Source organism: Streptomyces sp. NPDC060027 (genome assembly GCF_042737005.1).
Lineage (GTDB): Bacteria > Actinomycetota > Actinomycetes > Streptomycetales > Streptomycetaceae > Streptomyces.
This window is the reverse complement of record NZ_JBHWVI010000123.1, coordinates 1-26003: the sequence shown is the minus strand read 5'-3', so window position 1 is coordinate 26003 and position 26003 is coordinate 1. Positions and strand designations below refer to the sequence as shown.

The following is a 26003-nucleotide window of genomic DNA, read 5'->3' as shown; positions in this document are numbered from 1 at the left end:
CCGAGTTCGCGCTGCCAGAACGCGGTGACGAACGAGTCGACGTCAGGGCCGGCGAGCGGCCGTCCCTCAGCTGTCGTGATGCCGTCGCGCTGGAAAACGTAGGCGGCGAGCAGCTCGGCGTCGGGGTACCGGCCGTGCTTGTGGCCGTAGTCCTGCCACGCTCGGTAGAAGAACTCCTCCCACTCGACGTCGTCTCCCGTGCTCTCGACCGGATCCGCTGAGGATGCCTGCGTTGTGGCGGGCTCATCCGAAGCGGCGTAGCGCTGCTGCAGGCTGAGGAGGATGGGGTGGAGTTGCTGGTCGGAGAGTGGGTGTCCGGCCGCGGTGGTGATGGCGTAGTGGTCTTGAAGGTAAGCGGCAAACTGCCGGGGCGTTGGCTCCATCGGGAAGTGGGTGAGCCAGGTCCGATAGGCCTCGGCGAACACGCCGTTGGCTTCGATCTGCCGAGCGGTGGTCTGTTTGCTTTGACCCGGCTGGGATGCGGTCTCGGGAGTGATCTGTTCGGGCACCGGCATAGGAAGAGCGAGCCGCTCTCTCCGGCCGTCGATCTCAGCGACATGACCGATCGCTGGCTCCGAAGGCTGGAGAACGTCTGACCCGGCGTCGCCGCCGGGCGTGGCGGGGTCGGTGATGCTGGCCGCGGCGAGACCCGCCGGGCCCGCCTCCGCGAGCGGGACGCCGTAGCGCGCCAGGCGCAGCGGCATCAGCGACTCCACCGGGGCCTTGCGGCGCCAGGCGCGGCCGAAACGTGCGTGCAGCCGTGCCTGGTAGACGAGACGTTCCTGCTCCAGCTTGATGACCTGCTCGTAGGAGCGCAGCTCCCACAGCTTCATCCGGCGCCACAGCAGGAACGTCGGAAGGGGGGAGAGCAGCCAGCGGGTGAGGCGGACGCCTTCCATGTGCTTGTCGGCCGTGATGTCGGCTATGCGGCCGATCGCGTGCCGGGCCGCCTCGACCGAGACCACGAACAGGATCGGGATGACGGCGTGCATGCCCACACCCAGCGGGTCCGGCCAGGCCGCCGCGCCGTTGAAGGCGATCGTCGCCGCCGTCAGCACCCACGCGGTCTGGCGCAGCAGGGGGAACGGGATACGGATCCACGTCAGAAGCAGGTCCAGGGCGAGCAGGACGCAGATACCCGCGTCGATGCCGATCGGGAAGACATAACTGAAGTTTCCGAAGCCTCTTTTGAGGGCGAGTTCGCGTACTGCCGCGTACGAACCGGCGAAGCCGATCCCGGCGATTGAGACCGCACCGGCCACGATCACCCCGACGAGCAGCCGGTGGGTTCGACTGAAGCGCAGTGCGTCCTTCGGACGCTGGTCGCTTGTGTGTTGCTGCCTTTCCTTCATCAACGCCCCCGTCTTTGCGCGGCTGTCGTAGCTGCTGGTGGGGCCGGTCGGCGGACATCGGCCTGACAGCAGGACTGCTGGTTGTGCGGGTCGGGTATGGCGGGGGAGCCGGTCATGAACGAGCTGCCCGGTCGTCTCGGACCGGGTTGAGGAGTTCGTGGATGAGCTGCTCGGTCTCGATCTCCAGGGGGCAGTCGAGTGCACGGTTGACGGCCTGGACGCGGGTGATCACCGCATGCAGGCCGGGCCGGTTCCCGGCCGTCCATTCGACTATCAGCCAGTCCCGGTAGAGCAGCTCGGCCGTGTCGTCCACGTCGAGTCCCGTGGCGATGGCTTTCCTTGCGGCAGTGAGGTCGTGGTGCGGGCCCTTGTGGGTGCGGTGGACTGCCACGCAGTGGGCGACGTCGACGATCCGGGTGATCATCTCCTGCCGGTACGGCTCGGCCCACGGCAGCACCCGGCTTCCGAAGGGGCGGCCACGTACGAGGGACAGCGCCCCTTCCAGATCCGGCAGTCCGCCCGGCCCTTGAGGGAGTGCGTGTTCGGCGAGGGAGACGAAGCGCGGCCAGTCGCAGCGTACGCCGGCGGCCAGCGTGTAGGGGGTGTCGCCATTGCGTCGCCGCGGTACGTACGGGTTGCCGTCCGGGGCGTTGCCCAGGGCCCGACGCAGGCCTTGGAGACGGGCGTTGAGGGTGGCGGGTGACCAGGGGCTGATCGGGTCCATGTCGGCGCACAGGGCGTCGGCCGTGCGGCCGGGGCGGAAGTAGAGCAGGGCGGCGAGCTGCGCGATGCGTGGTCCGTGGCCGGTGCGGCCGACCCCGTCCACGTCCACTGGCCCCAGCACGTGGATCTCTGGCGCGCTCAGGTCGTGCGTCGGCGGCGCGTCGTTGAAGGTCTCAGCAGTGTCTGGGGTCTGGGGTGGTGCCGCGGCGGCGGTGATGTTTGTCTTACCGGTGCTCACCTCGTCGGCCGCCTGCGGGGCTTCGGTGCCGACGGGGGTGGCGGCGGATGGTGTGGGCAGGGGCAGTGCGGCGGGATCTGTGGAGGCTTTCAGGAGAGCCGGGAACACGGCATCGTCCGTGTCCGAGCGGACCGCTTGCGAGCCGTTCCTGGCCGGTGCGGGTGCTGGGTTGTCGTCGCCGGGCGGTTGTTCCTGGTGCGGGTCCGGCGCGGCCTGCTCTGGGACGCCGGGTTCGCCGGGAACGTGCTGCCATGCCGCCTGCGCCTCGTGGGCGGGCTGTCCGGAGACGGCGAGCGCCGTGACGATCTGCTGGTAGGCGGCATGTTCCAGGCGTTGCACGGTGATGTCTGTGCCGAGATGGTCGAAGTGCTGCGGCGTCTGTGCGGAGACGGCGAGGATGTCCGCCTCGGGGAAGTGCGCTGCGGTGGTACCGGCCGGGGCGATCAGCGTGACCGGGATCTGTGGGCTCGTGCCGAGGACGTCGGCGAACTGCCAGGCCGTGTCGGCGTCCAGGGCGCTCGCGCACAGCACCACGTACGGGTGGTTGGCGGTCTCGGGCATCTGATGCACTTCCAGCAGCCGCTCGGTCAGATCGCGCAGCGCGTGCGCGGGCCGACGCATGTGCGCGATCCGGGAACTCGGCAGCAGGCTCGGCAGGTCCTCACCGAAACCGACGGCGACCACCTCGACATCCTGCGACCACGGGCTCATGCCCAGCTCCAGGGCCAGCGACGTGCACACCTCGCTGATGTGCACGGGGCTTCCGTCCAGCAAAAGGACAGGCAACTGGGCGAGGTCGGCGAGGACGAGGTCACCGGATTCGGTGGTGCCCACCGTGACCAGGGCGGGACACGGTGCGCGAAGGGGGCGGGCTGTTTCCTCGTCCAGGAGTTCGGCGCCATCGGACAGTTGCCACCATCCGGCCGCGCCCGCCACGAACGGTTCCTGCGGCTCGGACGCGAGGTCATCGGGCAGGACGTGGCAGGTGCGGGCATCGAGCCGCGCGCCCCGCAGCCGGGGTACCTCCCGCCCGTCCTGCTCGGCGGCGTGGACCATCGTGCGCAGTGCCACGTCCAGGCGGGCGGCGCCGACCGGTTCGGCGGCCGCCGCGAGCTCGGCTTCGGCGGGAGCGGTCTGCGGCGCGATGGCGATCGTCTCGCCCGGCTTGCGGCGCCGGCGCTGCAGCGTCCTGCGCAACGCGAGCGCCGCGGTGACGGCGGCGGCCAGCAGCGCACCGGCACCGAGAACGGTGCGCAGATTCAGCATGCCACCGGCCGGGTCCGGCTCGGGGGTCCCCGGCGAGGGGGAGGGCGGCGCCGATTGCGTGGGGTCGGCACTGCTGGCCGGCGGTGTGCTCGAGGCAGACGAGCCGGGTGCGGGTGCGGCGCTCCGGTCGGGCGTCGTGGGCGGCGTCTGGTCTGCGTCCTGGTCCGTGCCTGCGGAGGGCTTGTGTTCCTGCGGTGCGGGAGAGGCCGAGGGAGGGCGTGTTTTGCTGCTGGTGCCGCCGCCGTCCGGTCCGCCCGGGACCGGGGTGCTCGGGTCGCCGGGCCGGGCGCCGGGCACGGTGACCTGCTGCCCCGCATAAATCACATCGGGGTCGGTGATGGCGGGCAGTCCGTCCGGCTGCGGCCTGCCGCGGCTGGCGGCGAACAGCTCGGGCCACGCCCCGCCGTCACCGAGTTCTTCCTCGGCAATCTTCGACAGGTAGTCGCCCGAGTGGACCGTGACGACGTGCCCGCCCTTCTCGGCAGTCACAGCCCCATGCCCGTCCGTCTGCGTCCGCAGGCCTTGAGGCCCTGAACTCTCGGGCATTGCCAGCTTCCAGCCCGGCTGCAGAAAGCTGTTGGACCGGAAGACCTGCCCGCCGCCCATGGCCTGTCCCTCATTGAGGTCGGCGATCTCCCGCCATCGCTCTCCGTCGCCCAACTCCCGTTCAGCGATGCTCCACAGGCTTTCCGCCGGCCGGGATTCACGCACCGTGTACGACGGACGCGCATTTGCGGCCAAGACCTGCGAGTCCTGGCCTGCACGCGAGGCCTGCGGGCTCGGGGATGCCTGGCCGGGGATGCGAGCGGCGGTGGCGGCCGGGACTGCCTGGGCATCGGAGGCGAGGGCAGAACTGGTCGGCAGCAGGACCAGGATGCTGCCGACCAGGAGGGCCGCGGCGCGCTGCGAGGCGCCCAGCCCGCGCGGCGCGTGCCAGCTGCGGCCGCGCAGCTGCGCGACCAGCTCCCGCAGGGTGCAGAACGTGAACTGCGCCCACCCCGTCCAGCTCACCGCGACCAGCACGAGCAGGAACACGGCCCCGGTGTCCTGCCGGTCCAGCAGGTGCGCCAGGTCGTCGTGACTGGACGCCCAGATCACCGGGGTGGCCCAGGCCAGCAGCAGGGGCAGCCCGCAGACTGCGGCGGCCAGGACGAGCAGACTCACGCCGGCCTTGCAGAACCGGCCCAGGGTGGCGGTGCGCATCAGTTTCCTTCGTCGGGTGCTGTGACACCGTGCAGGAGGGTGGCGGTGGCGTGGCCGGTCACCGGCAGCGAGCCGATCCCGACGGCCGACAGGAAGGCCGTGTCGCTGGAGCCATAAACGGTGACGGTGACGCTCTTGCCGTCACCGGACACGCTGACGGTGCCGGTGGCTCCGGCGGCACGCAGGTAGGCCTGTGCGGCAGCAGTAGCCTCCTGCGGGTCGGCGACGACCGCCTTGCCGGTGACGGCCTGGGCGGGGTCGAGGGCCTGCCCGCCGGCCCGGGCCGCTTCGCCCGCGACGTAGTCGGCGCGTTCGGTGGCGGCCATCTTCGCCCCGCCGTCGACGGCCAGGCCGATGATGCCGATCAGCGCGAGGACGCACACGGCGACGAACACGGTGACACCACCGTCATCCCGCCGTGCGCGGCGCACCCGCATCTGCCGGTCGTTCATCAGCCGCCTCGCTGCCGGTACTGATCCACCACCGAGGTTGCCGTCGATGAGAGCGTCCGCGCCCCGGGCACGCCCGGCAGCAGCAGGTCCGACAGGTTGACCGTGCAGGTCACGGTCACGGTGACGGTGCCGACTTGGCCGACCGGCACGCTGACGCCGCCGGTGTTGACGTGGACGGTGGTGGAGGCGCAGGCGATGCCCTGGTCGGTCAGCGATTCGGCGGCCGCGGAGTGTGCGGCGTCTTGGGCGGCGGCCGCGGTGCGGTGGATGGACGCCTCCCGTGCCGCGTCCTCGGCTGCCGCGTCGATTTTCGCCTGGGAGGTGACGATGCGTCCGCCGGCGATCGCCAGACACAAGAACATGATCAGCGACGGGAGGACGATCGCTGCCTCGATCGCGGCACTGCCGTCATCGCTGTGGCGCCTGCCAGGCCACCAGGCCACTCGCATCCTGTTCACCGTCCCGGGACCGTCCAGCGTTCGACCGCCCCGGACGCCGACTGCCTGACCTGCAGGCCCGCAACTCCCGGGATCATCGACATGGCTGTCCCGGAGACCTGCACCCGCACCCGCTGCCCGTCGCTGCCGGCGGCGACGCTGTAACCGAGCAGGCTGTCACCCGCTGTCCGTTCCAGGACATCCCGCGCCCGGGCCGCTCCGTCGCCGGGGCCGGCCTGGTAGGCACGGGCGGCGCTGGCTCCCTCGCGGGCAGCGGTCAGGGCGATCTGCCGCGCGAAGTACCACATGGACGCCTGGATGACGGCGACCGTGGCGAGCAGCACGAACGGGAAGACGATCGCCATCTGGATGGAAGTGTCCCCGCGGTCATCGCTCCAGCGTCGCCCCTGCCACCAACCCTTCAGACGCCCGGGGTACGGCATCACAAGCCGCTGATCTTGCCGTTGTACTTGGCGATCACGACGGCGATGCTTCCGGCGATCAGTACGGCGCCGGTGACGGCCGCCACCCAGATGATGACGGTGGTAGTGCTGATGTCGCCGCGGTCCGGGCGGCGCCTGGCCTCGGCCAGGCCGTCCTGCAGACGACTCGTCAGCCAGTACGCGGCCCGGTAGGTGCGGGCTGCGGCGTTCCTCATGGACTCTTCCTCTCTCAAGGCGTTGAGCACGACGGGACGTGGTGTCAGACGGTGAGCATGCGGATCACGGCGGGGAAGGCCATCAGCAACATCACAAGCACGGCGAGGAGGGCGCCCGGGGCGGTCATCTTCTCGCTGGCGGCGTTCGCCTCCGCGGCCTGATCGGCCAGGAGTTCGGCATTGAGGGCAGCGGTGCGAGCGCGCAGCGCTTTGTAGACGGCGGCGCCGTCGGTGGCCGAGCCGTGCATGATGTCGGCGACGTCGCCCAGGACCGGCAGGTCGTACTCCGCGGCGAGCTCCGCGAGAGCCTGGTACGGCGGGATCTTCTCCAACCTGGCCCGGCGCAGCGCGCCTTGCAGGTACAGGAAGGGCCAGCCGCGCCCGACTGCGGCGGCCTTCTCCAGCGCCTCCGCCGGGCCTGCGTCGGCGGCGCGCTTGAGTGCGACCAGGTCCAGGTAGGCGGACAGGGCGTGCGCGAACTCCTCCCGCGCCCGCTTCGCCTGGTCCCGCACCGCGAGGTCCGGGGTGATGAACAGCAGTCCCGCAACGAGCAGTCCGACGGCGGCGGGCACGTAGAACGGCAGGCCCACCCCGGCGATGATCCACGGAATCGTCGCGATCACCGGACAGAGAAGACCGAGCGCGGCGAACGCCACCTTCTTGAGCATGAACTGGCCCGGGCCCTGCCCGATCAGCGCCAGGCTGACGCTGGGGACCTGCACACCTGGCAGGCGCTCCATGCGGGCCAGCAGCCACCGGCCCCACACCTCGTCACGGTCCAGCTCCGGCTCTGGCATGGTCAAGGTCGCCGGGGCGCTGCGCGCGAGCGCGGGACCCAACGCGGGCTGCGGGCGCAGCAGTTCGAGCGCCAGCAGGGCCAGGCCCGCGCCGACTGTGCCGCCGGACGCCACGACAGGAAGCAGGTTCACGGTGTGGCTCCTTCGGACAGCCGGCCGGGTTCTGGCAGCCGGTCCGGCTCTGCGGCGGGGGCGGGCAGCCGGACGGTGCTCGCCGGGTCGGTGACCAGGAAGCGCGGGATGCGGCGGAAGCTGCCCAGCTGCCGCATCAGGGCGAGGACACCGACGAACCCGGCCGTCAGGAAGGCGAGCACGAGCTGACCGAGAAGCGAGGAGTAGGGCCGCGTGTAGGAAGGAACGAAGAACCCCGCCGCCACGACGCCGACGGTGATGATGGTCATCCATCGCACCGTGGTCCTGGGCTTCGCCCGGTCAGCCTCGATCGACCGTCTCTTGGCCACCTCTTCGCGCACCGTCCCCGCCAGGTCCTCCAGCGCCTGCGCCAGGCCCGGGCCCCGGTCGCCCGCCGACAGGATGAGCGCCGCGACCACCTTGTCCGCGGTGACGTCGTCGAGTTCCTCAGCTAACGCGCGCAGTGCTTCCTGCGGCCGCCACCCCAGCCGCAACCGGTCGGACAGGTTGGTGATCTGCCCGGCGAGTTCCTCCGGAGCCCCCTGACGGCTGGTGATCATTGCCTGCTCCAGGCCCATGCCCAGGCGGAGCAGACCGGCCAGCCGCTGCGTCCACTCGGACAAGCCCTCCAGCGCACCGATGCGGCCCTGCGCGATCTGCGCCGGAGCAACCAGCCAGGGCACACCGATCACGGCAGCACCGAGCAGCACACCGCCCACGAAATTCCCCGAGACCAGCCACACCACGACGAACACCACGACCGCCGCAGCCGCCAGGGTCCGCCGACGCAGCCGGGCGTCCTCGCTCCGCGCGGCTCCGCTGCGCCGGGCCCGCCAACGCTGGCGCAGCGGAGCCCTCAGCGGGGCGGTCGTGCCCACCACGCCGGCCACGACGCCGATCAGCCCGGCGACCAGGGTCATGCCGCCCAGCAGCGCCCACACCAGTGTCATCGGCCCGCCACCACCCTCAGCGGCAGCGGCGCCGCCCACGCCCCGTACGACTGCTGCAGCAGGGCGGAGTCGAAGCCGACGCGGCGCAGATCGTCGATGCAGCCCGGATCCATCCGGGGCACCGCCCGCAGCTCACCGAACTCGGTGCCGGGGGAGAAGATCTCATTGGTGGCCGGGCGGCCGTTCTCGCCGATCCCTGTCAGCTCCAGGACGTGGGAGACATAGCGATGGCGGCGGCCTCCGATCTGCGTCTCGTCCGTCATGTCGATGTAGACGACGAAGTCGAGACCGTTCGCCGTCTGCCGGTAGGCAAGCTGCTCGGACAGGTTGTCCTGCGCGAGCGCATACAGCTCGGCGATCCGGTCGAAAACGATGTCGGGTCGTCTGGCGTGGATGGTGCACAGGTTGCCGCCCGACCCGTTCGTCAACGCCTGCATCATCGCCACGACCTCAGGGCCGCGAACCTCGCCGACCACGATCCGCTCCAGCGACATCCGCAAAGCCGGGGGCATCAGATCCAGCAGCGTGACCTCACCGGCACTGCGACCCGTGACGTCCTTCTCCCCGTTGGACTCACGCCCGACGAGGGAGACGACCTGGCGGTGGTAGCCGTTGGCGTGGGCAAACAGCTCGTCCTCGGTCTGGATGGTCGCGAACCGACACTCCGGGTCGAACTCGCGGAGCATCGCCCGCAGCAGAGTCGTCTTACCCGCCTTCTGCTTGCCCGCGATCATGATGTTCTTCTCCGCACGGACACAGGCGCCGAGGAACTCGCGCAGGACCGGGTCAATGGTGCCCAGGCGGACCAGATGGTCCAGGTCGGCGTGGGAGACCCGGTGCCGACGGATGACCGCATACGTCATCGGCCCCAGACCCGTGATCGCCTGAAGGCGGGAGCCGTCCTGCAGGGACAGGGCAAGTGTCGGGTTCGCGGTGGAAATGGTCCGCTCGTTGTGCCCGGAACCCCGGGCCAACTCCCTCAGCAGATCGAGGAGTTCTTCCTCCGAGTCGGCGATCGGCCCGACCATGCGGCGCTCACCGTCGCCGTAGTCGAGCCACACCTCGCCCGGCCCCTGGATGATGATGTCCTCGACCCTCTCGTCGTCCAGATAGGGCTGGAGCCGTCCCGCCCGGAACAGCAGGTCGTAGACGCCACGGCGCAGCGCCTCGTCCTGCGGCGGTGTCATCGCCTGGGCGTCCGACCACAGGGCGACCGCCTCGTTGATCCAGTCCAGACAGCGCTGCTCCTCGCTGGCCCGGTCCATGTCCGGCGTGGTCTTCAGCAGTTCCTCGCGCTGCTTGGCCACCTGGGCGGCAATGTGCCGGGCGACCCGGTAGTCCACCGTGACCTGCGGCGTGGAGCTGCCGAGTGCGTGCGTGCTTGCGGCAGCACCGGCAGATGCCGCCTTGGCCGGGAGGGGACCGCGCGGCGGGGCCACCGTAGGGTCGGCGTGCAAGGGCTTACCGCGCACCGGGCACCTCCGAAGCGAATGCGGCGCGCGGATCGAGGCGGGCACGCCGGACGGCGGCCCGCTGCACCAGCAGGGCTCCGGACGTGCGTGCTGCCTTCATCAGCTTCGACCTGGTGAAGTGCCGCGGCTGCTCATCACCGTCGGACAGCACACGGGCGTCCCTCGGCGCGTAGGGCAGCTTTGCCGCCACCGGTGCCTGCAGTACCCGTTGGACTTCGCCCGCCGGGTAGGGGCCCTCGTCGATGACCAGCAGCCCGACGTCTCCGACCCGTTCTTCCAGCTGGCGCACCCGGCCTTGCGCCGCCTGCAGGCAGCGCAGGGTGTTGCGGACGACCACCAGCACGGCGTCGGCCTGCTCGGCCAGGACGCCGGACGGGCCGAACGCGCCGCGTCGGCCGAGGTCGAGCAGGACATCGTGGCCGTGGTCCGCTTCGATGCCGCGGAACATCTGCGCCAAGGCCTTCCACACCGAGCCGAGGCTCGCGGCCTGCGCGGGTTCGGTGATGCCCGGCAGCAGCAGCCGGTCGGGCGGCGAGTCGCGTGGACCGTCCTCGCCGTTCAGGTCGATCAGCTGGCGCCAGAACGCCTCACCGAACTCGCCCTTGCGGGCCGCCACCGACAGATTGGGCAGCCCGTAGCGGTCACCGAGTGTGCCTTGCAGCAGCCCGTGCAGCACGGCCCCGCCGTCCGGGTCGCACTCGGCGAGAATCATCCGCCGACCCGGCTCCAGCGGCCAGGCCAGCAGCAGAGCGAGTGCGCTCGTGGTCACACCGGGCGCGCCGCTGCACCCGGCGAGTGCGATCACTGCCATCAGAGGCCGTCCGGAGCGGCGAGGACCAGGCGCAGAGTGCCAGCCGACACCCACGCCGCGACAGTCGGCCCGTTATCGGCCGACGTGGCGACGTCGACGACCACGACCCCGGTGCCTGGGGCGGCCTGCGATGCCTTCACGACCCGTCCAGGAAGCGTCTGCGGCGGGCTGCCGGACGTCTTGTCTGTCTCAGCCTGACCCTGCGCGGGTACATGGACCAGCTTGACCTTCTGGCCGGGCACCAGCGCCGTCGCGGGGATCTGATCCGGCTTGAGCCCGATCGGCACCAACTGCTCACCGGGCTTCACCAGTGAATCCTTGGTCACCTGTGACGGAGCAAGGAGCGAGCCGGGCCGGAGCTCCACGGCCGCCCGCTTGCCCACCACCTGGGCCAGGTCGTCAGCGTGGACGGCCTTGACCGCCGGGTCCAGGGCGATGGACGCCTTGCCCAGGTCCTGCTCGGTGAGGACCTGGCCGACCTGTACGTCCCGGACCACGGTGACGACCTCGGTGCGGTCTCCGACCTGGAGCAGGAGGACCGCGACACCAGCACCGCCCGCCGCGATCAGCCCCAGCGACAGGGCAATCACGCCCGGACGTCGGCGGCGGGCCGACACCCGGGGCGGACTGACCGGGCTGGCCACTCCGGCCGGCTGCAGTCCGCGCTCGGCCACCGCTGTTGATTGCTTGGTCTTGCTCAACGTCGTAATCCTTCCGGCAGCCCTACCTGACGACCTGCGCCTCGCCGATCGGCACCTGCGCCTGCGACTGCCTGGTCTCGGTGAACTGGCCCGTCTCGCCACCACCGTTGACCTGCCAGTCGACCGTCCAGGTGGCAGTGGCGGTGACGGGATACTTCTCGTCCCTCTGGGTGGCTGACGCGCGGGTGTACGTGTGGCCGCAGGTCGGGGACTCCTGCCTGCCGTACGAAGCTGTGTACGTCGTGCCGGGCCCGTTGCAGGTCACCGTCGATCCGTCACCCATCGCCCAGTCGATACGATTGACCTTCGCAGTTGCGGTGACCGTGACGCCGGCCAGCGTTGCGGACGCGGAGTTGGGTCCGTAGCTGGTGGGGGACTGATGTACCCACATCCACATCGGCATGCCGACCACGTAGCGGCCTGCGGTGCGCGGGCTGGCGATGTCCGGACCGGTCAGCAGCATCCGGTCGACGGCCTCACGCGCCAGTTGCTCGGGGTCCACGTTCACTGTGGGGTCCTTGGCCGCCCAGAACACCTGAGGGGCAACCTGCGCCCCTGCCGCGGCCCCGAGGGCGTCACCGATGCAAACCCGTGTGTAGATGGCGCCGTCTCCCGGCTTGCGCCCCTTCCACACGGGATCGCTCGCTGGAGGCTGGGGATCAAGGCGTTCCACCGCGCAGATTTGAGGCTTGGGCTTTTCGTCTTTGCCGGGGCGCTTACCCGGGTTTCCGCTGGGATCGCTGTCGCCCGGTGCCCCAGGCTGTTCCCGGCAGACAGTCACGTACTGGCCCACACCCTCGCAGTCGCCGCCGATGACGGGATCGTCGTTCGCGGCGCTTGGGCCGATGCCGACGACGGTCGCGGCTGCCGTCAGGAGGAGAGCTAAAGCGGGGCAGCTCAGCATGTCTGCTCCCCATCGGGAGTGACCTCCGTAATCAGCCACTGCTTCCCCCACCGCTCCGCCTTGGCCGTGGTGATGTAGCGAAGCGGCTGCGCGGACGGGAACGGCTTTACCTGCCCCGACTTCTTCTTGATCGTGTTCCAGTGGGAGATGTCCAGGCAGTCCCGCACACTTGCCTTCGGGATTGACCCGGTCAGCGTCAGCGACGTGACCTCGGCCTGGTGTGTGGGGGTGCCCTTAGTAGCTGTGCCTGCCTGCTGCATGACTAGGACATCGGCCATGGCCTGGCCCAGGGCCTTTTTGGTCGCGTACTTCTTCAGGTCCGTGCCCTCGATGTCCGCTTGGCCATACGCCTTGACCTGCTCGCGCCAGAACGCGCTGTAAGCCGTCAGTACGTCCTTTTGCGCCGCGGCCTGTGGGTCGATGCTCGGCGACTCTGAGGGGCGTGCCGGACTGCTGGCGGACGATGGCTGTTTTGCGGAGTTATCGGGAGCTTCTTCGTCACTGCTGCACGCGGACAGCGCCAACAGGCTGGCGGCGATGAGCAGGGTCGTTGCGATCTTCCACTGGTGAACGGTGCGCTTCTGTGGGCGTGGTGCTCGTGTCACGTCGTCTCCCCCGTGGGACGCGGTGCGAGATGGGCCGCTGTTCTGCCGCCGCCCGTGGGGGCGGGTGGTGTTGCCGTTCGGCGTGCGTTGCTCTGTTTGCGTTAAGGAAAGACTAAGCATATGCCGGTCCGTTTCTGACTGGACTGGTCTGTCTCAGGCGTTACTTGGCTTGAATTCGGCATCATGTTGTCTTTGCGTAAGTGAATCCAGGGTGGAGGGCGTGCCAAGGCTGGCGGTCTGGGGCGCCAGCGAGGCAGACCCATACGTTCTGGCTGGGTCCGGCGGTTTCGAGGTCGTTGAGTGTGGCGGCGCCGAGGGGAACGTTGCGGGCGAGGGCGGCGACGAGGGGGTGCTGGGTGGTCATGTCCCGCAGGTCGTTGATCCGGTTGGCGAGTGTGGTGGGGGAGGCTCCGGTGAGGATGAACAGGATCCGGGGGTAGACCGGGTACCAGCGCAGCCATGCGGCGTCGGTCTCGGTGTGCTGGCGGGGGCGTCGGTGGTTGGCGGGTTGTGATGGGTGGGACCAGAGCCGGGCGTAGTCGATGAGCTTGGCTGCGAGGCGTTCGCTGCTCATGGTGGCGCGGTCGATTTCGATGAACGCGCGGAGTTTTCGGCGTTGTTGGTCGTGGTTGAGGGTGTAGTGCATGACGGCGTCGGCGATGACGCGTTCGCGCTCGCTCAGGGGGTGGGTCACTTCGGGGGTCCAGTCGAGGTGGCCGTGTTCGTCGCCGCGGCGGCGGGCGTCGCGGACGAAGGTGAGGTGGGCGCGGACGGCGGTGAGGGTGTGCGGGGTTTTCAGTGATGCGGCGGTTGTCGAGGTGATCGGGTAGGGCGGTCGGCCGCGCAGGGCTGGCCAGTTGCGGGTCAGGCGTGCGCCGTCGGGGGTGAGGTACCAGGCCCTGGTGCGGTTCGATCGGGGCAGGACGGTGTAGTTGATCAGGCCGTGTGTGCGCAGTCTGTTGAGCGGTTGGGAGATGGCCTGCCGGGTTGCGTGGGGGCGCAGCAGGAGGCGGAGTTGGCCGGTGGTGGCCATGCGGTGCTGGGCGAGTGCGGCCAGGAGCTGGTGGGGCAGCGGTTCGAGGGGGCTGGGTGTGAAGGGGGGCGGCGCTGGCCGGGCCGGGGGAGGGGTGGTGGTCATTGGTATCCCTTGCTTGTGTCCGGGCGTGAGGACGGTGCTGGTGCGGGGGTGTGCTGGGTGAGGAAGGCGGTGACGCGGTCGAGTTGGCCGGCCGCGTGGGTGGTGAGCTGGTGAAGGGGACGGGTGCCTGCGGTGGTGCGGGCGGCGTGTTCGAGGGCGGCGACGTTGCCGGGGCGGGCGAGGTCGGCGAAGACGTCGTCGAGGTGGGGGCCCTGAAGGCGCAGGGGGCCGAGGCGGCGGCCGTGGACGGTCAGCGTGGCGTAGTGCTCGTAGCGGTTGAGGGCGGCGACCTGGTCGGGGCTGGGGTTGTCGCCCCACTCGGCGGTGATCGCGGAGATGGCGGTCCGTGATCCGGCGGTGGTCGCGAGGGTGGAGGCGTTCTGTGTCAGCGACATCCGCACGGGGCCGGGCAGCCGGGCCAGCAGCTGGGTCATCCCGTGGACGTGCGCCTTGTATTTGCGGAAGTCCTCGAACATGGCGGCGATGGTCTCGGGGGCGGCGCCGGTCAGGGTGATCAGTTCGTCGAAGTAGGGCCGGAAGGGCACCCGTTGGTCCTCGGGGGTGTCGCGGCGGGAGCGCACGGCGCGCAGCAGGTCGCGGGCGAGCAGGGCGGTCAGGAGCCGGTCGGTGGGTCCGTTGCCGGCCGGGCACACCCACACGATCATGCGGTGGTCCATGGCTGCGCGGATGTTGTAAACGCCGCGGGGCTGGCCGAGGAAGGCGCGGGTGACGGGGTTGGCGGCGAGGCGGGCCAGCGGGTTGAGGACGACGCCGAAGGCGTCGGCGGGGAAGGTGGGGAAGATGCTCTGCCACCAGGATCGGGTCTCCTCATCGAGCCGGTCGGCGGTGGCGGACAGGGCCGCGGTGCGAAAGGCGGGGTCGGTGAGCAGGGACCGCACCTGGAAGAGCGTGGCCTGGTCCTCGGGCCGGCCGGTCCCGCAGGCGGCCTGGTTGACGGCAGTGAGGACGGACAGCGCTGCGGTCAGGAGGGTGAGGGCGCGGGGTGCGGTGGCGTCCTCCCAGCCCAGTGCGGCGGCGAAGGCGTCGGTGACCGCCTCGACGACTTCGTGCGCGGCTGGGCGCTGGTGCATGTCGAGCGGGTTCCAGGAACTGATCTGGGGCGCGGGGCCGACCGTGTTGAGGTCGATCAGCGCGATGCGGTCCATGAGAGGTGCGTGGGCGAGGAACGGTGCGGCGCGCGGCCAGGAGTCGCGGTGCGGGTCGAGGAACAGCAGCCCGCCGTCGGCGTGGGCCCAGCCGATCGCCTGCGCGAGGGCGCGTTCGGTCTTCCCGCCGCCTGCCTTGCCGACCGCGCACTCGAAGAGGGTCTCTGCGGCATAGGTGGCGACCAGGCGGCGACGGCCGTCCGGTGCGCGGTGGATGCCCTGCAGCAGCAGGGCGGGGTTGCCGAACTCGAAGGTCGGCAGCTCGGGGGCCAGTAGCGGCAGCCGGCAGTGCAGGGTCGGGGGTTTGAGGAGTCCGGTGAGTTCCTCCAGCCGCACCCAGTTCGGGCGGGGCGGCTGGCAGTGTCCGTGCCTCCAGCGGCGTTCGAAAGCCTGGCGGCTGGGCCACCGGTCGGCGCCCAGTCGCCAGGGACCGATCCGCAGGCCGCGCATCGCCCAGCGGGAGTGGCCGCCGAACACATCGAGTGCGGCCTGGAGTTGTCCGAGCCGGGCCTCGGCCCGCCCTTGAACGTGGGAGGCACAGGTGATGAGCAGCTGCGCTCGCACCAGCTGGTCGTCATGGGCGAGTTTGCCCAGGGCTTCGGCGGGGTCGATGCGGCGCGGCACCGGCGGCATCACCAGGCGGCGTCCCTGTGACGCAGAGCGGTGCTGCGGGCCAAGAAGCTGCAGGAGCTGGTGGCTCAGCGAGTCTTCGATGCCTGTGGCGTCCCGGCGCATCCAGCGGACGGCGCGCTGTGCTTCACGGTGCTCGGAGCGGCGTGCGGCCTGCAGCAGATGCAGTCGCCGTGCCCGCAGCGCCCATTTCGGGGCTCGCTGGATGTCCAGACGGATTTCGGCGAGGTCGCCGAGGTCGGCGCGCAGATCGCAGACCGCGTCGACGAGGGGCTGCAGCGGGTCGGGCTGCAGAGGCACCTCTCGCAGCGGGGCGATCGGCTTGCCGCGCAGGATGAACTCGGCCCGCACAGTGTGCTTGCGCGGCACGTCGGTGATCGGCCGGGTCCGGGTGACGGTGACGTCGGGGCCGAACGGAGTGATGGACAGCAGCCGTTCGCCGCCGACCGGTCCCTCGATGCGGTAGCGCAGAGGGCTGGAGCCGTCGGCGCGCAGCCGGATCTGCACGGCCTTGGTGCGGCGGGGTGCCCACCAGGGCATGCTGGTGGAGGCGCGGGCGAGCTGGACTCCGCGGCGGAAGATTTCCTCCAGGCCTGGGTCGAAGTGCCGGGCCGCCTCGAGTTCGAGCGCCATGCGCTCGGCGGAGGCCTTCACCGCAAGGCGCCGCACGATGATTTCGCCCACGCCCCAGAGCGCACCGGCGGCCGGCAGGACCAGATACCAGTGCTGGGCCACCCACAGGGCGGCGCCCGCGACCGTGGTGAACACACCGATGACCTGGCTGCCTGCGGTCGCATGCATCGGGCCGGTCAGATGGGGCGCTGTGGAGTCCACGTGGACTCTCCCTTGATGGTGGTACGGGTGAAGTACCAGTCGGTGATGCGCCGGTCGGTGTAGGTGCCGCCTCGGTCCGTGCCCGCCCACACCAGGTGCACCACCGCCTTGTCCGGCCTGCCGTCGCTGCGGGCGATGGCGGCCTGGATGCGGAAGCCAGCGGTGGCGAATGCCGGTGCGATCGCCTGGTCCGGGTTCCGGAAGAGCGCCGGCCACGTGGTGCGGCCGATGCCGGTGGCGTCTGCGCGCAGCAGGCCGCGGCCGGCTGCGAGGAGCTTGTGCTCGTCGTCGTCGGCAAGGTCGGCGGGCCAGGCGTCCTCCAGCGACTTCTGGATGGACACATCGCCGGCTGTGCCCTCGCCGTGCGGCGCCAGCGCGGACGCGCCGACCGTTTCCGTCGGCGTGGTGGCCGTGACTGATGCGGGCGCAGGCGCCCCGGTCTGCGAAGAGCGGCTGCCGGGAAGGGGTGCCGAGGCAGCCGACGTGGACACGGCCGTCCGCGGTGTCGCGGTTGCAGGTGCGCTCGGCGCATGCGGCACCGTCAGCAGGATCACCCCGGCCGCAGCTAGGACCACGGTGGCGATCAGCAGCAGGTGCGGCGAGCGCGCCGGGGACATGGTCATAGCAGCCGGGCCCCTCCCGCGTATCCCGGCATGGCGTTGACCGCGTCCAGGCGGACAACGGTGCCCGGGCGGGCGGCGTTGACCATCTGTCCGCTGCCCAGGTAGATCCCGACGTGATAGATCGTCGCGTCGCGGCCGGGGGCGTCGGCGTAGAAGACGAGGTCGCCGGGCTTGAGCGCGCCGGTGCCAAGGCCCGCGGGGATCCGCTGGCCGAGGCCGGCCTGGGCGGCGGCGGTGCGCGGCAGGCTGATACCGGCCTGGGCGTATGCGTACACGGTCAGTCCCGAGCAGTCGAAGCCCTTGATGTTCGCGCCGCTCTTGCCGCTGGGGGAGCAGCAGAAGCCGTAGGACTTTCCCTGGGTGTTGCCGCCGCCCCACGCGTAGGGCACGCCGCGCTGGGAGAGCGCCGCCTCGATGACGGTGCGGACCTTCCCGGACACGTTCTTCAAGTCCGGTTCCTTCGCGGCTGCCGTGTACTGATCGATCCAGCCCAGCACGTTGGCGATGTATTCGTTTGAGTGGTTGTACTGGAGGATCGCGGCCTTGAGTTTGGTGCGCTGGGCCAGGTCGCGTCCGCCTGCGCACAGGTAGACGGCGGCACCGAGGGCGGCGTCGTCGGCGTTGTGGGGGTCGGCTCTCTTGTCGCCGTTCGCGTCCTTCCCGACGCCCGCCCAGGTGGAGGGCAAGAACTGGAACGGTCCGACGGCACGCTCGCCGTTTGCGGTGCCGTCCCACTTGCCGTCATCGGTGTCCGGGAAGGTTGTGGTGTTGCCGCCCGCCCCGGAGCCGTTGAGGAGGACCCCGTAGATGCGCGGGCGGATGTCGCCGCCTGCGGTGATGCTCCGGCCCACGGCGTGGTTGGACTCCACCTTGGCGATCCCGGCCAGGATCGGCCAGCGCATGCCCCGGCACTTCGGCACGTATTTCCCGACCTGCTGGACCGCCTTCCTGTAGGCGGTCAGCATCCGTGCAGGGATGTCGGCGGCACTGCCGCCCGCGGCGATTGCGCCGTCGTCCTGTACACCCGTCTTCAGCGCGACGTACGCGCTGATCGCGTTTCCTGCCGGCGCGGCACAGCACACGGCGGCGGACAGCAGCAGCGCCACCATGCATCCCCACCGCCGGACGCGGCGCCCGGGCGGCCTCACGTGTCCTCACCGTCCTCGGGCGGTCGCGGCTGGTTCTGCTTCGGGCGCCGGCGTTCGGCTTGGGGGGCGGTCCGCCGCATGAGTTCCTGCCACTGGGCTGCCGCCTCGGCGCGTGTACTGCTGCGTGCGCTCCCGACGCCGGGAAGAGCCGACCCCTGCGGTCGGCTGCGCACCGGAGGCCGCGGTGCGCTGCCTCTTTGCGGCGGCGCCGGGGCAGGCGGCGGTTCCGCGGTGCTACCGGCTCCAGAGACCGGAGCACGGGCCGGTGCGGAAGGCGGGACGGTGCCGCCCGGGGGCCGGCCGGACCGGGCAGGCCGTGGCGGGGCAGGCAGGCGGGTGGTCGAGGCTGGCGACGCCGCGGTCGGCGACGTTGCGGTCGGTGGGCGGCGGCCGGCGAACGGACCGGGCCCGCCTCGGTCATCGGTGTGGTCCCGCAGGACCCGGGAGACGTGACGGCCCGTGTCCGTCCAGGCGCGGCCGTCCTCGCGGACGGTGTTGCCCCACACCCGTACCTGCTGTCGGGCGTCCTGGGCGTACTGCGATCCGCCCGCCCGTGCCCGGCGGACGTTGGCCGGCAGACCGACGCTCGCCCCGTATACGGTGCGGCCGCCCCGGTGCAGGATGCGGTAGCCGCGAAAGCGCACCAGACGGTTGTGGGCGCGTGTGGAGAGCAGCGTGCGGTCGCTGTTCTGGTCGTGCAGTATCTCCCCCGAGGAGCGGCGGTTGACAACCAGGCCGTCCTGGTTGCGGTACCGGTCGGGCGGACCGCCGGGACGGCGCGGGCCCCCGCCGCCCGGATCGCCGCCCGGGCCGCCGGGAGGGCCCGGGGTGTTCGGGTCGCCGTCAGCCGTGGGCTTGCGCCATCTGGCCAACTGCTCCGGGTCGGGCCGTCGGCCGATCAGCAGCCAGTGGGCGCCCTTCACGCCGAGCCGCGCCCCGGCACCGCTCACGGCGGCCGCCGCGGTGAGCGGGGCCAGCCCGCGCCTGGCTTCGGCACTGGCGTCGGCGAACATGCGGCCGGTGTCCACCGGCATACCCGTCCCGTCGACCAGCGACGTCAGCGCGCCCATCAACCGCTGCCGGGTGCCGAGCAGCCCGAAACGGCCGCCCCCGCCTCCGGTGATGGCACGCAGACCGCCTCCGTAACCACCCAGCGCGGAGGGCGAGTTCATCGCGAGAGCGGCGCCGAGTTCGGAGGTGTCACCGGGCAGGTGCGTGCCGCCGACCTTGGCGTAGCGCATCCGTATCGCCATGCGCCGGCCGAAGGAGGTGATGCCGGTCAGCAGCCTGCGGTGTCCTGCTGCTCCGGCGACGGCCAGCACATCGATCAGCAGGATCCGTTCGACCATCAGGTCGGGGCCGTTGGTGATGGTGGCGTCCACGGCGATACCGAAGAAGGGGACGAAGGCGCAGACGCCGACGAGCGTCAGCACGGAAATGCCCCATACCGACAGCCACTTCCACACGCTCTGGCGGGCCGGTCCGGGCAGCATGCCCGCGATGAACGTGACGCCGCCCGCGGCTGCAGCGGCCGCGCAGATGCCCTGGGTGCCGAGCAGCACGATGGCGGAGGACAGCAGCATGCCGCAGACGAACACAGCAGCGACCAGCAGGAGTGCGGCGCCGCCGACCCGCCACCAGGTGGGCTTTTCGGCGTAGGCGGCGCACGACGTGCCGACCGGGCCGGCCTTCTTCATGTCGGCGAGGAAGGCGGCGAACTCCTGGTCCTCTTCGCTGACGACCGGGCTTGCGGTATCCAACAGCTGCCCGCCCGGCGTCAGTTCGGGCAGTGTGCTGTCGGCAGGCTGGTCAGTGTTATCGCGCTGGCACCACCGTTTGCCCGGGCCCTTGACCAGGCTGCAGGGATCGTCCTTGTCATCCTTGTCTGCACCGGCCTTGTAGCCGCCGGTGACCCACTTCAGATGGACGGCGTAGGCCTGGCGGTCGGCCGCCTTGGCTGGATCGAGGACGCGCCCGTACTGCAGCAGCATGTACGGCTTGACGATCAGCGCGTTCGTGATCGAGTCCTGGATGGGACGGGCCACCTCGGCGGCAGAGACCGGGCCTTCGTCTTCACGCTCCAGGCATTTGAGCTCGGCGTTTCCGGCCAGGCCGTCGCACGGCCCCATGCTGGCGAGCTTGCCGCCCCAGTCATAGGAGTTGACGGACCGCTGCGCGACCTCGGCGGCGACCTGCTGGGACTGTCCCAGCGGGCCGTCCTGGGTGAGCAGGTAGTCGGGGCGCACGAACGTGGAGGCGGCGAACGCCGCGATCAGCAGGGTCAGGAAGACTTCGCCCAGGCCGCGGCCCACCTTGCCGCGCACGATCATGAATCCGGCGAACACGAACGCCCAGGCCAGCAGCAGCCCCTTCAGACCGAGCGTGTTGACGACCACATGGCCGTAGGTGTCAGCGACCTTCTGCGCCGGACGGAGCAGGATCTTCAGCAGCGGGAACCGGAACGCCAGCTCGATCGCCCACCCCGCCAGCCCGACCAGCATCCTGATCAGCGTGAACAGACCGGACAGCGCGAAGGCCAGGGCCTGCGTCTTGAACGCGACGATGGAGCCGCCGGAAGCGCTCAGCTCGTACCCGTTGATCGCCACCCCCTCGGACGAGGTGATGTTCAGCGGGGACAGCAGGTCACCGCTCTCGCTGCTGCTCGCTGCGTAGACGACCTGGCTGTTCACCAGGACGAACACTCCGGTGAGCAGCAGAACGAAGCCGGCAGAGCGCAGGGTTGCGCGGTCTGGACGGACCATCTCAGCGCCGCCTGTGCCCGGCAGCGCTCCGGTGCCGCCACATCGCAAGGGCGGCCAGGCCTGCCCCGGCCGGCACCAGCCGCCAGGCTGCTCCGCTGGCGTCACGGGGCGCGAGGGAGGAGGAGTCCATGGCGTCGCGCCGGCAGTAGGCCGTGGCGGGTCCCACGATGAGAGCGCCGGGGTCCGAGGGCGCCGGGTTGTCGGCGGCGAAGGCCTGCCCGGTGCGCGGCCACCATGGCTTCGGCAGACTCATTCCAACGGCCAGGACGAGCACACAGGCGGCAACAGTCGGCGCGGCGAGGACACGGGCGGCTGTACGCAGATGCCGGGCGCGGTCCCAGGATGCAGAGATCATCGGATGGGTTCCTTCGGCCTGGCCTCGGAGGCCGCCGCGCCGGTCGACGGCTCTGTACGGCGTCCCGGGGTGGTGGTGATGGACGACGTGATGCGCGTGATGCGGGGGATGACGGCCTTCACCCGGCCGGTGTTCTGCCGTGGGCAGGTCAGCAGGAACTCGCCTTCGCGGCCGCGCTGTCCGACGGGGGACAGGCCGGTGGTCACCAGCCGCAGCAGGTCTGGATCACCGGGGTCGAGTCCCACGAACTCCAGGCCACGGCGGGCGCGTTCACGGTCCGCCGTGCGGGCGAGCGCCCGGTAGGCCATCAGACCGCGGTCGGGGCCGAGTTCCTGGGCGTCGTGGGAGGCGGCGAGCAGTCCGGCGCCGTGCTTGCGGCCGTCGTGGAGGATCTCGTGGACCAGCGCGGTGCCTTCAGCGGACGAGGTGAGCCAGTACAGCTCGTCCAGGACCACCGCAGTGAACCGTTCCGGGTCCTCGAATGCGGTCTGCCGGGCGATCGCGGCGATCAGGTAGAGCACTGCGCGGCCGATCAGGGCTTCGAGGGGCTGCTGGTGGAGGACCTCGGGCTGGTCGAATGCCGCCTTCGGCGGCAGCTTCAGGCCCGTGGTGGTGATGACGATCATGTCGGAGGTGCTGGAGGCGTCCAGCCGCACCGGCGGCAGTATCGGGTCGAACACCATCCGGGCCAGCGAGTTGGTCGCCACCACCTGGATGAGGCCGGCGAGGGTGGCGGCCGCGTCCTGCCGCTTGCCTGCCTCGTGCCGGGCCATGGCCTCCAGCACCGTGAGGACACGGTGCATGGAGGGGGCATCGCTTGCGGCGGCCTGTTCCACGGCATGGTGCAGGACCTCGCCGCTGGTGCTCATCGGGCCGATGCCGAGCTGGAGGGTGAGGTAGGACAGGGCGTAGTGGTGGCCCTCGGGTCCGTCGAACATCCGCAGCGGGTCGATCGACACCTCGGCCTGGGCGGCGTCGATGATCTGGACGCGGCCCTGCGCGGCCGTCCGCGCGAAGGTCGCCCATTCGCGTACGGGGGTGCGGTCGATGCAGATGGCGCAGCCCCCGCGCGCCCACACCGCCTCCGCGATCAGTTTTTCCAGGACACTCTTGCCCGCGCCGAGGTCGCCGACGATGCCCATGGACGCGGACGCATCGACTTTCGGGGCATCCGCAACGTTGATCATCACGGGGCGGGTGGTGCCGCTGTCCAGGTCGATGCCGAGGAACATGCCGTTCGGGTCGCCGACCTCGCCGACAGTGAAGGCGCCGCCCAGCGCCCAGTCCTCGGAGACCTGGTGCTGGGTGAACTCCCGTACGACAGCGGGCCGCACCGTTGCGGGCAGGCCGAGGGTGAACAGGGCCTCCTGCAGGCCGGCCGGGCGCACCGCCCGGTAGTCCGCGCCGCCGAGCAGCGCGGCCAGCGCCCGGGCCCGCGCGTCGCAGACGGCCGCGGTCGGGCCCCACACCGTCAGCACGGTCACCGACTGCACCTCGACCTCGACCGACGTGCGCGACAGGCGGGCGTCCAGCTCGCCCAGATCACGGGCCGCCTCGGTCAGCGAGGCGGGCATCCCGGTGGGCCGGGCGTCGTACTGGTCGGCCTGATCGATCAACTCGTTCTTCTTGCGCCGCACTTGGGCACGGGCCTTCTCCGCAGGCACCAGGGTGAGGTCGACGGTGTAGTCGACGGGAAAATCCAGGGTCTCCAGCTGGGCGAACAGGTCGGCGGCATCCTGGCTGACCACGGGCGGGCATTCGGCCAGCGCCAACTGCGCCTGATAGCCCACGCCGACGTCGGATTCGACCTGCAGCCAGCGCCGCCTGAGCGGGGACGAGGTGTTCAGCCGCCACCACGCGCTGCGCCCCGACCGCGTGATGCGGCCCCCGCTCTTGAGGTCGGCATCGTCGACGGCGGGGTCGACGCCGCCTTCCTGCAAGCGCACCTGGCCGAGGTCGGCATAGCTGGGGGAGTGCAGCACGCCCTCGCGGACCCGACCGCCGTACAGACCGCTGCTCTCCGCCTCGGCCAGCAACGGCTCCGGCAGGCCGCGATGCAGGGCGTGCTGGACCATCCACACGACCTCCGCCGGACGGGCGGGACGAAAGGCGACGCCGCCGGCGAGGGCGGCCTCCATCCGGGAGGCCTGCTCGCGGTAGGCGCTCACTTCACGCCGCGCCACGGGCGCGGGCCGGATGCCCAGGACCGGAGCGAGTCCGGCCCACATGGATCCGAGCGATGCCGACCCCTGCAGGCCTGCTGTCTGGGTCTGCAGCGGTACGGCGAGCCACAGCGTGCGGCGGTGCATCTCCTGGTCGTCCAGCAGGTCCAGGGTGGCCTCGACGTTCTCCACCCACGGATGCGAGCTGTCATCCGGTGAGGTGCCGGCCGGTTCGATGCCCTCGATCATGCGGAGCGCGACCTCGCCCGGATCGACCTGCGCGCACATCCCGTACAGGCGCGGTGCGCCTGTCAGGGAGCGCACCAGGTGGGTGATTTTGGCGAGCTGTTCGTCGCGTACGGCGTCGGGCACGTAGGTGCCCTGGACGGTCTCCTCCGTCCGGCCGCGGGCGTCCGGGCCGGGGTGCAGCCGGTAGAGAGCCCACACGCTGCCGTGCGTCGACCAGACCAGGTGTCCGGCGATGTGCCGGATCGGGATCCTCACCGCGCATCTCCTGACTGCTCGGCGAGTGCGAGCAGCTGTTGCACGCCCGACACCGGCGGTGCCGGTGCCGGTGCCGCGGGGCCTGCCGAGGGCGTGCGTTGGCTTGACGGCCGGTGAACTGAGGCGGCACGTCGGCGCGGTGCCCGGCCGGCCTGCCGACGCCCGGCACTGATAGAGGCGCCCGCCGTGGCGGAGGGGAGAGCGTCCTCGATGGTGAAGCCGCCGAGCAGCGGGCGGGGGGCACGGTCGCGTGCGGCGTGGCCGCCGATCCGGCCTCCGCGAGGCTGCCGGCCCAGCAGCATCCAGCCCAAGGCCGCCTGCATCGGTGCACGGCCCCCGATTTTCGGTCGGCGTACCGCCCAGACCGTCAGCAGCCAGGCGACGACCGGGACGGGTCCCATCCACGACCACCAGCTGATGGTCTTGATGAGAAGGAAGCAGCCGCCCACGGCGACCGCTATCTGCGCCGGGGTGTAGGGGCCGAGCGGGATCTTCCAGTCCGCCACTTTCCCCAATACCCACGGGTGCCGGCGGGCCGAGGTGTAGAAGCGTCCCACTCGCCCGGCGGCTGCCGCGCTCACAGCCGGCTCCCTGCACCTGCGGAGTGCTCCCGCAGGGCGGAATCGGGGTCACGGACGATGCCGGGGATTACGGGTGCACCCTTGGCCGGGTTCTTGACCTCGTCCTCGAACATGCCGGCAAGGTCCTCGCGGGAGTTGTACAACCCCAGCGCGATGATCATCAGCATCAGGGCGCCGATGCCTGCCTTGAGGCTGAACTTCTGGATCATGATGACGACCACGAGCACGACCAGACCGGCCTGCAGGCCCTTGGTCGCCCACTCCTTGAACATGGTGATCCAGCTGTCGCCGAGGTCGTTCAGCTCCCCGGCGAGCATCAGACTGTGCACCGTGTTCACCGGGCACCCCCGGCCCGGATGCTGCCGGACTCCAGTCCGGCGACTTCCCAACGGCCCGAGCGGGCCTTCAACACGACCTCGTAGGCCAGCGGCCACCGCGCTTCCGCATCCCGGGCTTCCACCTCGGCGAGGACGTGCACCCGGGTGCCGTCGCCCGGCATCTGCTCGGCGGCCGCCGCCTTCTCAGCGGCGAGCACCCGCTGGACCCTGACCGTCACGTACGCAGGGGGAGAGACGGCCGACAGCTGCAGACCCGGCGCGAGGTAGCGGCCTACCTCGCCGCTCCCCGTCAGATACGCGGCGAGGAACTCCCCGACAGCAGACGTCAGATCCCCCTCCGGGACGCTCACCCCGTACGACGACGCCGGCACGTCGGTTAGGGCAGGACCGGCCACCACCCCAGGCTCCGCAGTTACCGCGAACGCCGCGCCCGCACGGTCTACAGCGACGGGGACGGTGTAGTAGCGCACTGCTGCGCCGGCGTACTGCGCAGCCACCGTCACCGACCACACATCGCCCGCGCGGTGCGCACTGCGCACCGCCGTCACGGAGGCCGGCTTCGACTGCGCACCGGGGGCCGGGTCGGGCAGGTCGACATCCGGCGCCATCGACTGCACAAGCAGGGCCTGCGCACTCGAGGCGTCATCCGCACTGCTGCGCAACCAGGCGCCGACGAACAGCTGCGCATAGCCGGCCGGGTCAGCGGCCGCCGCGGTGCGCACGGCGGTCGGCCTGGTGGCCGTGGCCGCCTCGACCGTCGCCGGAGTGGAGGTGATGGCGATACCCAGGGCCACGGGGCCGGCCGCGATGACGGTCCAGACCGCGAGGCGCGAATACCGGACGCGGCGTCGCATCGCCTCCAGTCGGGCCCCCGCGACCATCGGAGCAGCGGCCTCGCTGCCTGAGGCCTGCTTGCCAACAGACATGGTCAAACTCCCAGGTCAGAACGTGTACTTGCTGACCTTGAGGAAACCCGGCGCCCCCGACCCGACCACCGACCACCAGACCCCGACCACCGTCACGATGGGGACACAAAACCGTGGTCGGGCTCATGGTCGGGC

At 70.9% G+C, this 26003-nt stretch carries 23 protein-coding genes; all 23 read right to left on the bottom strand.

The features are described from left to right. On the bottom strand, positions 1–1352 hold a 1352-nt coding region (locus tag ACFWBT_RS26870), incomplete at its 3' end, for a DUF2637 domain-containing protein (protein ID WP_385704986.1). 112 nt (positions 1353–1464) lie between these two features. Then, positions 1465–4782 carry a hypothetical protein gene (locus tag ACFWBT_RS26865; RefSeq protein ID WP_385704984.1) on the bottom strand — a complete coding sequence of 1106 codons (3318 nt, stop codon included), beginning with the start codon at positions 4780–4782 and terminating at the stop codon, positions 1465–1467. Further along, positions 4782–5234 (bottom strand): pilus assembly protein TadG-related protein, encoded by a 453-nt coding sequence (locus ACFWBT_RS26860; protein WP_385704983.1) that lies wholly within the window; start codon positions 5232–5234, stop codon positions 4782–4784. The genes ACFWBT_RS26865 and ACFWBT_RS26860 overlap by 1 nt, the downstream gene beginning before the upstream one ends. Continuing rightward, on the bottom strand, positions 5234–5683 hold the full coding sequence (locus tag ACFWBT_RS26855) for a TadE family protein (protein ID WP_385704981.1): 450 nt from the start codon (positions 5681–5683) through the stop codon (positions 5234–5236). The genes ACFWBT_RS26860 and ACFWBT_RS26855 overlap by 1 nt, the downstream gene beginning before the upstream one ends. Positions 5684–5688: 5 nt before the next feature. Then, positions 5689–6114 (bottom strand): TadE family protein, encoded by a 426-nt coding sequence (locus tag ACFWBT_RS26850; RefSeq protein WP_385704979.1) that lies wholly within the window; start codon positions 6112–6114, stop codon positions 5689–5691. Further along, positions 6114–6329 carry a hypothetical protein gene (locus tag ACFWBT_RS26845; RefSeq protein WP_385704978.1) on the bottom strand — a complete coding sequence of 72 codons (216 nt, stop codon included), beginning with the start codon at positions 6327–6329 and terminating at the stop codon, positions 6114–6116. Before ACFWBT_RS26845 ends, ACFWBT_RS26850 begins: the two co-directional genes overlap by 1 nt. Before the next feature lie 44 nt (positions 6330–6373). Then, the gene (locus ACFWBT_RS26840; protein ID WP_385704976.1) at positions 6374–7258 is read right to left on the bottom strand and encodes a type II secretion system F family protein; all 885 of its coding nucleotides are present in this window, start codon (positions 7256–7258) and stop codon (positions 6374–6376) included. Continuing rightward, positions 7255–8208 (bottom strand): type II secretion system F family protein, encoded by a 954-nt coding sequence (locus ACFWBT_RS26835; protein WP_385704975.1) that lies wholly within the window; start codon positions 8206–8208, stop codon positions 7255–7257. The genes ACFWBT_RS26840 and ACFWBT_RS26835 overlap by 4 nt, the downstream gene beginning before the upstream one ends. After that, positions 8205–9680 (bottom strand): CpaF family protein, encoded by a 1476-nt coding sequence (locus ACFWBT_RS26830; protein ID WP_385704973.1) that lies wholly within the window; start codon positions 9678–9680, stop codon positions 8205–8207. Before ACFWBT_RS26830 ends, ACFWBT_RS26835 begins: the two co-directional genes overlap by 4 nt. Further along, positions 9670–10491 (bottom strand): hypothetical protein, encoded by an 822-nt coding sequence (locus ACFWBT_RS26825; RefSeq protein ID WP_385704971.1) that lies wholly within the window; start codon positions 10489–10491, stop codon positions 9670–9672. Before ACFWBT_RS26825 ends, ACFWBT_RS26830 begins: the two co-directional genes overlap by 11 nt. After that, the gene (locus ACFWBT_RS26820) at positions 10491–11192 is read right to left on the bottom strand and encodes an SAF domain-containing protein (RefSeq protein ID WP_385704970.1); all 702 of its coding nucleotides are present in this window, start codon (positions 11190–11192) and stop codon (positions 10491–10493) included. Before ACFWBT_RS26820 ends, ACFWBT_RS26825 begins: the two co-directional genes overlap by 1 nt. A 22-nt stretch (positions 11193–11214) precedes the next feature. Next, the gene (locus tag ACFWBT_RS26815) at positions 11215–12096 is read right to left on the bottom strand and encodes an ATP/GTP-binding protein (RefSeq protein WP_385704968.1); all 882 of its coding nucleotides are present in this window, start codon (positions 12094–12096) and stop codon (positions 11215–11217) included. Beyond that, positions 12090–12701, bottom strand: coding sequence for a hypothetical protein (locus ACFWBT_RS26810; RefSeq protein WP_385704966.1), 612 nt, complete (start codon positions 12699–12701; stop codon positions 12090–12092). The genes ACFWBT_RS26815 and ACFWBT_RS26810 overlap by 7 nt, the downstream gene beginning before the upstream one ends. A 181-nt stretch (positions 12702–12882) precedes the next feature. Continuing rightward, entirely contained in the window at positions 12883–13839 is a 957-nt protein-coding gene (locus ACFWBT_RS26805) for a replication-relaxation family protein (RefSeq protein ID WP_385704965.1), read from the bottom strand. Next, entirely contained in the window at positions 13836–16469 is a 2634-nt protein-coding gene (locus ACFWBT_RS26800; protein WP_385704963.1) for an ATP/GTP-binding protein, read from the bottom strand. The genes ACFWBT_RS26805 and ACFWBT_RS26800 overlap by 4 nt, the downstream gene beginning before the upstream one ends. After that, on the bottom strand, positions 16445–17092 hold the full coding sequence (locus ACFWBT_RS26795) for a hypothetical protein (RefSeq protein ID WP_385704961.1): 648 nt from the start codon (positions 17090–17092) through the stop codon (positions 16445–16447). Before ACFWBT_RS26795 ends, ACFWBT_RS26800 begins: the two co-directional genes overlap by 25 nt. Continuing rightward, on the bottom strand, positions 17089–18201 hold the full coding sequence (locus tag ACFWBT_RS26790) for a C40 family peptidase (RefSeq protein ID WP_385704959.1): 1113 nt from the start codon (positions 18199–18201) through the stop codon (positions 17089–17091). Before ACFWBT_RS26790 ends, ACFWBT_RS26795 begins: the two co-directional genes overlap by 4 nt. A gap of 35 nt (positions 18202–18236) precedes the next feature. Then, on the bottom strand, positions 18237–21002 hold the full coding sequence (locus tag ACFWBT_RS26785; protein WP_385704958.1) for a hypothetical protein: 2766 nt from the start codon (positions 21000–21002) through the stop codon (positions 18237–18239). Between the two features lies 1 nt (position 21003). After that, positions 21004–21357: a hypothetical protein gene (locus ACFWBT_RS26780; protein WP_385704956.1), complete on the bottom strand. Its 354-nt coding sequence runs from the start codon at positions 21355–21357 to the stop codon at positions 21004–21006. Then, complete coding sequence (locus ACFWBT_RS26775; RefSeq protein ID WP_385704954.1) at positions 21354–24023, bottom strand: ATP-binding protein; 2670 nt, start codon at positions 24021–24023, stop codon at positions 21354–21356. The genes ACFWBT_RS26780 and ACFWBT_RS26775 overlap by 4 nt, the downstream gene beginning before the upstream one ends. Then, positions 24020–24604 carry a hypothetical protein gene (locus ACFWBT_RS26770; protein ID WP_385704952.1) on the bottom strand — a complete coding sequence of 195 codons (585 nt, stop codon included), beginning with the start codon at positions 24602–24604 and terminating at the stop codon, positions 24020–24022. Before ACFWBT_RS26770 ends, ACFWBT_RS26775 begins: the two co-directional genes overlap by 4 nt. Continuing rightward, positions 24601–24942, bottom strand: a complete 342-nt coding sequence (locus ACFWBT_RS26765) for a hypothetical protein (RefSeq protein WP_385704950.1) — start codon at positions 24940–24942, stop codon at positions 24601–24603. The genes ACFWBT_RS26770 and ACFWBT_RS26765 overlap by 4 nt, the downstream gene beginning before the upstream one ends. Further along, positions 24939–25868 carry a conjugal transfer protein gene (locus tag ACFWBT_RS26760; RefSeq protein WP_385704949.1) on the bottom strand — a complete coding sequence of 310 codons (930 nt, stop codon included), beginning with the start codon at positions 25866–25868 and terminating at the stop codon, positions 24939–24941. The genes ACFWBT_RS26765 and ACFWBT_RS26760 overlap by 4 nt, the downstream gene beginning before the upstream one ends. Positions 25869–26003 lie beyond the last annotated feature (135 nt).

Excerpts from the sequence above, each read along its gene's own strand:
- ACFWBT_RS26795 (WP_385704961.1), bottom strand. The coding sequence starts at position 17,092 with ATGACCATGTCCCCGGCGCGCTCGCCGCACCTGCTGCTGATCGCCACC.
- ACFWBT_RS26855 (WP_385704981.1), bottom strand. The coding sequence starts at position 5,683 with ATGCGAGTGGCCTGGTGGCCTGGCAGGCGCCACAGCGATGACGGCAGT.
- ACFWBT_RS26860 (WP_385704983.1), bottom strand. The coding sequence starts at position 5,234 with ATGAACGACCGGCAGATGCGGGTGCGCCGCGCACGGCGGGATGACGGT.
- ACFWBT_RS26845 (WP_385704978.1), bottom strand. The coding sequence starts at position 6,329 with ATGAGGAACGCCGCAGCCCGCACCTACCGGGCCGCGTACTGGCTGACG.
- ACFWBT_RS26835 (WP_385704975.1), bottom strand. The coding sequence starts at position 8,208 with ATGACACTGGTGTGGGCGCTGCTGGGCGGCATGACCCTGGTCGCCGGG.
- ACFWBT_RS26865 (WP_385704984.1), bottom strand. The coding sequence starts at position 4,782 with ATGCGCACCGCCACCCTGGGCCGGTTCTGCAAGGCCGGCGTGAGTCTG.
- ACFWBT_RS26825 (WP_385704971.1), bottom strand. The coding sequence starts at position 10,491 with ATGGCAGTGATCGCACTCGCCGGGTGCAGCGGCGCGCCCGGTGTGACC.
- ACFWBT_RS26780 (WP_385704956.1), bottom strand. The coding sequence starts at position 21,357 with ATGATCTCTGCATCCTGGGACCGCGCCCGGCATCTGCGTACAGCCGCC.
- ACFWBT_RS26805 (WP_385704965.1), bottom strand. The coding sequence starts at position 13,839 with ATGACCACCACCCCTCCCCCGGCCCGGCCAGCGCCGCCCCCCTTCACA.
- ACFWBT_RS26790 (WP_385704959.1), bottom strand. The coding sequence starts at position 18,201 with ATGGTGGCGCTGCTGCTGTCCGCCGCCGTGTGCTGTGCCGCGCCGGCA.
- ACFWBT_RS26760 (WP_385704949.1), bottom strand. The coding sequence starts at position 25,868 with ATGTCTGTTGGCAAGCAGGCCTCAGGCAGCGAGGCCGCTGCTCCGATG.
- ACFWBT_RS26815 (WP_385704968.1), bottom strand. The coding sequence starts at position 12,096 with ATGCTGAGCTGCCCCGCTTTAGCTCTCCTCCTGACGGCAGCCGCGACC.
- ACFWBT_RS26785 (WP_385704958.1), bottom strand. The coding sequence starts at position 21,002 with ATGGTCCGTCCAGACCGCGCAACCCTGCGCTCTGCCGGCTTCGTTCTG.
- ACFWBT_RS26850 (WP_385704979.1), bottom strand. The coding sequence starts at position 6,114 with ATGCCGTACCCCGGGCGTCTGAAGGGTTGGTGGCAGGGGCGACGCTGG.